This is a genomic window from Candidatus Magnetaquicoccus inordinatus (genome assembly GCF_004217665.1).
Taxonomy (GTDB): Bacteria; Pseudomonadota; Magnetococcia; order Magnetococcales; family Magnetaquicoccaceae; genus Magnetaquicoccus; species Magnetaquicoccus inordinatus.
The window spans coordinates 1-4779 of record NZ_RXIU01000243.1 but is presented as its reverse complement, the minus strand read 5'-3'; the positions used below and the strand labels follow the sequence as shown (position 1 = coordinate 4779).

General features: G+C 55.9%; 5 protein-coding genes. All 5 read right to left on the bottom strand.

Translation table 11 applies throughout. The features are described from left to right. Positions 1–254 precede the first annotated feature (254 nt). Complete coding sequence (rlmD, locus tag EJP87_RS13860; RefSeq protein ID WP_193771395.1) at positions 255–1586, bottom strand: 23S rRNA (uracil(1939)-C(5))-methyltransferase RlmD; 1332 nt, start codon at positions 1584–1586, stop codon at positions 255–257. Then, a complete protein-coding gene (locus EJP87_RS13855) occupies positions 1583–2167 on the bottom strand; it encodes a YqgE/AlgH family protein (RefSeq protein ID WP_130472459.1) in 585 nt (194 codons plus the stop codon). Before EJP87_RS13855 ends, rlmD begins: the two co-directional genes overlap by 4 nt. Continuing rightward, on the bottom strand, positions 2164–3567 hold the full coding sequence (mpl, locus tag EJP87_RS13850; RefSeq protein ID WP_130472458.1) for a UDP-N-acetylmuramate:L-alanyl-gamma-D-glutamyl-meso-diaminopimelate ligase: 1404 nt from the start codon (positions 3565–3567) through the stop codon (positions 2164–2166). The genes EJP87_RS13855 and mpl overlap by 4 nt, the downstream gene beginning before the upstream one ends. A 61-nt stretch (positions 3568–3628) precedes the next feature. Further along, positions 3629–4222, bottom strand: coding sequence for a 1,6-anhydro-N-acetylmuramyl-L-alanine amidase AmpD (gene ampD / locus EJP87_RS13845; RefSeq protein WP_130472457.1), 594 nt, complete (start codon positions 4220–4222; stop codon positions 3629–3631). Between the two features lie 9 nt (positions 4223–4231). After that, entirely contained in the window at positions 4232–4468 is a 237-nt protein-coding gene (locus tag EJP87_RS13840) for a NifU family protein (RefSeq protein WP_130472456.1), read from the bottom strand. Between the last annotated feature and the right edge of the window lie 311 nt (positions 4469–4779).

The following is a 4779-nucleotide window of genomic DNA, read 5'->3' as shown; positions in this document are numbered from 1 at the left end:
ACAGCTTGCTTCCATTAGGCGCTTAGGCCGACGCAAAAGGCGCGTCGGCTTCGTGTGTAAAGCGCGCCAAAGGCAAAAGATTACAAGAAAAATCCCAGGGATTCCATCCCTGGACCCGGCCAGGGAGGTGCCCACCCTGGACCCGCAATGGTTTTGGGTGGTGAATAGTTACATAAATTCTTGCATATTTTGCAAGTCATTCAGCAGCGCCACTCAGGCCAAGCGCATTTGCAAATTTCCGGCAACTATTCCTCTCAACGCTCAAAATATGCAAGCAGCTCCAGGTGTGCCGTCTGCGGAAACAGATCAACCGGCTGCACAAACAACAATCTCCAACCGCCATGACAAAGAATGGCAGCATCACGGGCAAAGGTAGCGGGATTGCAAGAGATGTACAACAATTTGCGCAGCGCTTGCTGCTGCAACCACTTGACCACAGCCAAGGCACCTTCCCGGGGCGGATCCAAAAGCAACAGATCGGCAGGCGCTTCTTGTTGCAAACGCAATAACGACTGTTCGGCAAACAGATCCAACGCCAACAAACGGAATGAGGCGGCCCCCATGCTCTGCAGATTATACTGCGTCCGTTGCAAAACGGCCGCATACCCCTCCACGGCGAGCAGATGACGAAACCGACTGGCCAAGGGCACGCTAAAATTACCCATCCCGCAAAAGAGATCCCAGGCCACCTCCCCCTCTCCCGCCCAACGCAACACCTGCTCTATCAAATAGCGGTTGCCTTGTCGATGTGCCTGGATAAAATCGGCGGGGGCAAACTGCAAGCGAAAGCCAGCCGCATGATAGAACAGCTCCTCCTGCTGCAAAACAGGTTGCAACCCCTCTTTGCGCCCCTGTTGCAGCCACAACTGTACCACTCCCTGGGCGCTTGCCCACTCCTGCAACAGGCGCCGATCAGCTTTTGACAAGGGAGCCAGGAGATGGCAAACCATCCCCACCCCCTCCTCACCGCTGACCAGATCCACCTGCGGCAGACGCTCGCGTACCGACAATTGCGGCAGCACCAGACGCAATGACGGCAACAGGGCATTCAATCTCTCCTCCAAAACCGGACAACCGGCGGAGAGATCAGCCACTTTATGGGAATTAGCCTGAAAAAAGCCCAACAATAACCGACCATTCACCCAGCGCACTTTGCAACCAGCGCGACAGCGATAACCATCCGCCTGCTGCAACTGCTCTGGAAAAGGGGCCAGCTCCACCTCGCGCAGTTGGGGAAAACGATCCAGGGTTTCGCGCAGAATGGCTCTTTTGACCTGCCGTTGTGTCGCCAAAGAGAGATGGCGCAATTGACAACCACCACATTGCGTATACACACTGCAGCCGGGATCAACCCGCTCGTCACCCCCCTGTTGCAACTGCACACAGCGGGCAAAATAGTGCTGCGCACCGCTACGGGTCACCGCCACCTGCATCTGGTCGCCTGGGGCAGCAAAGGGCACAAAAACCGCCTTGCCCTGGTAAAAGCCCAAACCGAGACCATTGGCGACAATTTTTTCAATCTGCAGGGAAAAAGTGAGGGGCTCTGGCAGCAGAGCTGCCGCTGCCCGGGCTGCACGAGCACTCAATGCATCAAACCTCGGCGTGGTTCGACCAGACGCAAGGGATCCACACCCAACATCCGAATAGCCGAATCCCAGCGCGACATCAGTGGCATGTCAAAAAGAATGTGCCGATCCACCGAACTGACCAGCCAGACATTATCACGCAGCTCATTTTCCAACTGCCCACTGGACCAGCCGGAATAGCCCAAGGCAAAGAGAAAACGGCCACGATCACCCGATTCTACCATATGGCGTAAAATATCGGGATTGGTGCCCAGATAGATCTGGTCACAGATGCGCACATGGCCAGGATAGTCCAAATCGGTTTCATAGAGCATAAAACCACGATCCAAGGCCACCGGGCCGCCCTGATAGACAATCGGCTCTTCTGGCCGAGTCCACTCCATACCCAGGGGAGTCAGGATCTCCGACATATCTGCGGCATAAGGCTGATTGATCACCAGACCCAACGCCCCCGATTTATTGTGGGTGCAGACGAACAATACCGTTTTTTCAAAGTTGGGATCCTCCAGACCAGGCATGGAAATAAGAAACTTTCCCGCCAATCCGTAACCAACCGGTATGGTTCCCCGCCGTGAGATCATGACTGGCCAAGCTCCTGCTGCAATTTAAGATGAATGCCATCAAAACCGCCATTACTCATGATAACCACGTGATCGCCCGGCTGGCAATACTGTTTTAACAACACAACCGCTTCCTGGCCATTGGCGACCACGGCAGCGGTGGGAATTTCGCCGCGTGACGGGCGCCCATTGAGCTCGGCAACAATGGCCTCCACATCCAACAGCTCTTCCGGACGCAAGCCGCGTGCTTGCGGACGCGCCAACAGCAGATGATCGGCCAGGGCAAAGGCTGGAGCCAAACGCTCCTGATGCACCCGCGTGCGCATGGTATTGGAACGCGGCTCCACCACTACCCACAAACGGGCAGAACCGATACGGGCCCGCAAGCCGGCCAAGGTGGTGGCAATTGCTGTGGGGTGATGGGCAAAATCATCATATACCGACACCCCGCCCACCATAAAGCGCAACTGCATGCGCCGCGCCACCCCCTGAAACCCTTCCAGCCCAGCCTTGACCTGTGCCACAGGCATGCCATGCAGCAAAGCAGCGGCAGCGGTCGCCAGACCATTGTAGACATTATGATCTCCCAATAGCGACCAGTTGATGCGACACAAGGGCTCACCCTGGCGCAACAACTGCCAGGAGGAGCCATCCGAGCTCTCCACCTGAGCGGTAAAGGGGTGCGCCCCATGCAGACCATAGGTCACCACGCGGCTGTAGGCCGCAGGCAACAAAGCCGCGACTTCGGGATCATCGCCATTGGCCAGGACATAGCCGCTGGCAGGGACCGAGCGCAACAACAGCCGAAACTGTCGGCGAATGGCTTCCAGATCAGGATAGATGTCGGCGTGATCAAACTCCAAATTATTAATAATCAAAGTTTTTGGCCGATAGTGCAAAAACTTGGGTCTTTTATCAAAGAAGGCGGTATCATACTCATCCCCTTCGACAATCACCCACTCTCGTGGCGGCAAGCGGGCGCCACGACCAAAATCGAGGGGGATACCCCCAATCAAAAATCCGGGTTGCCAACCGGCCTCTTGCCACACTTTTGCCAACAGACTGGTGGTGGTGGTTTTGCCATGGGTTCCGGTAGCCACCACCGGATGACGACCGGCCAAAACATGTTCGTAGAGCCATTGGGCCCCGGAGCGATAGGGAATATCCTGATCCATCACCGCTTCCAGCTCCACGTTGCCACGGGAGATGGTATTGCCGACCAGGACCAAATCGGGTCGAGGCTGCAGATTTTCCAGGCGGAACCCCTCCTGCAAGGGGATACCGATCTCTTCCAGCAAGCTGCTCATGGGTGGATAGATGCCATTGTCGGAACCGGTCACCAGCCAGCCCTGCTCTTTGGCCATCACCGCCAATCCGGCCATAGCCGTGCCACAGATACCGATAATATGCAAATGTTTCATGAATCAACCTATCTGGAAGCGCGGCAGGCCGCAGCATAAAGGGAAAGGAGCATACAGGGGCTCATGCCCAGACCAGAGGCCAACGTGCGGCTCTGGCGCGGGTAGTCAATTGCCACAACTGCTCCCATTCAAAAAACGGTCCCGGATCCCATTTGCGACCCGGAGCAATCTGTTCATGACCGGCGATATGGGCAGGAGGGATTGCGCCCCAACCCCGTTGTTGCAACCCTTTGTGCAGGGTACGAATCAAGGTTGCCAGTCGTTGATATTGTATCGTTTCAAAGGTGGTATAGGCATCCCCTTCCAACTCCACCCCGATGGAAAAATCGTTGCAGCGGCTCCGCCCCTGCCATTCGCTGACCCCGGCATGCCAGGCGCGCCCGGCGATTGGCACATATTGGGTCAAGCGCCCCTGGCGGTCGATCAAAAAGTGCGCCGAGACCCGCAAAGAGGCCACATCCTCATAAAAAGGGGGCTTGATCGGCCCCCAATCCCGTTGTGAAAGTTGCCCCAAAAAGAGTTCATCGATCTCACTCCCCCCAAAGCAACCGGGTGGCAAACTGATGGCATGCACTACCAACAGATCGATGGCACTGCCAGCCGGTCGCTGATCAAAATAGGGTGAGGGCAAAAAACGGTAGGAAAGAGCTGCCATGCAGCGCCATCACATCGTAAAATACGGAACATTCTCCACGGAGCGAATTTCGGGAATTCTCTCTTTCATGGTCCGTTCAATGCCATTTTTGAGGGTCATGGTGGCTCCGGGGCAAGAGCCACAGGCTCCGCGCAAACGTACCTGCACCACATTCTCCTCGGTAACATCCAGCAACTCCACATCCCCGCCATCCCGCTGCAAAAAAGGACGGATCTCTTCCAAAACCTTCTCAACCCGCTCGCGCATACCCAAACACTCCCTTATTGATCAGTGCCACCACTTTTGAGGAAAACCGTTTCCCTCACAAAAAAACATCATACCTATTGCTGGCTCGCCAGCTCTACCCCCATGGGGATGCTGTGCGAATTGGCGCAAAAACGCGCGCCAATTCGCACAGCTTGCTTCCATCAGGCGCTTAAGCCGACGCAAAGAGCGCGTCGGCTTAGTTTGAAAAGCGCGCCAAAGGCAAAAGATTAAAAACAAAATCCCAGGGATTCCATCCCTGGACCCGGCCAGGGAGGTGCCCTCCCTGGACCCCCAGTTGTTTTGGGTGCTGA